This window comes from Methylobacterium segetis, from assembly GCF_004348265.1.
GTDB lineage: Bacteria > Pseudomonadota > Alphaproteobacteria > Rhizobiales > Beijerinckiaceae > Methylobacterium > Methylobacterium segetis.
This window is the reverse complement of sequence record NZ_SMNT01000241.1, coordinates 1-750: the sequence shown is the minus strand read 5'-3', so window position 1 is coordinate 750 and position 750 is coordinate 1. Positions and strand designations below refer to the sequence as shown.

General features: G+C 69.2%; 1 protein-coding gene. It reads left to right on the top strand.

The genetic code is table 11. The features are described from left to right. Positions 1–503: 503 nt before the first annotated feature. Positions 504–750, top strand: a 247-nt coding sequence (locus tag E1J50_RS27900; RefSeq protein WP_207919316.1) for a hypothetical protein, incomplete at its 3' end; no start/stop codon positions are given.

Sequence of the window (750 nt, the reverse complement as noted above, 5' to 3'; positions counted from 1 at the left end):
TGAAACGGGCGGCTGGATCATCCAGCCCCCGCGCGGCGAGATGTCTGAAACTCCTCCGGTCAGGATCGCGCATGACAGGCCGTTTGGCAGCCTCGTGTCCTTGATGCCGGAGGCTGGCGCGTGAAACGCATCCGCCGCGCCCTTGTGGCGCTCGCTGGGCCTTTGCTGCGTCGGGGGCCTCCGGCCTCGCCGGACCTCGTGCCTCCGCCGGACCGCGGTGTTGTCGTCGGACGCTGCGTCATCCGTCGCGGCGGGGAAATCGCACACCTGGCCACGTCGCCCTTCGAGGATCGGGGGGGCGGGTGGTGAGTTCGCCGGAGCGAAGCGACGTAGCCTTTCACGAGGCGGGTCATGCGCTTGCCGCGTGGCGCCTCGGCGCCACGCTGCTGTTGGCGACCATCAGACCTTCCGCGTGGCCAACGACGCGCCTTCCGACTGAGGGCCGCATCGAGCACGGATGGCCACCTGGGGGCGCCCCCGAGGGATTCCCGCACAAGGCGATCATGATCCTATTCGCCGGCCCTGCGGCTCAGGCGATGCACAACCCCGACTCGGATATCGCATGGGGCGGCTCGCGGGATGTCGCCGAGGCAAAGAACCTCGCGGCCATCGCCTGCCGGTCGCCAGACTCTGTTTCGCCCTTCCTACGGTGGGCCAGGAGTGAAGCGCGCGCTCTCGTGCGAGCGGACTGGCACTGCGTCGACGCCTTGGCATCGGCTCTCCTGTCGAGAGGGACGCTGAGCGGCGAAG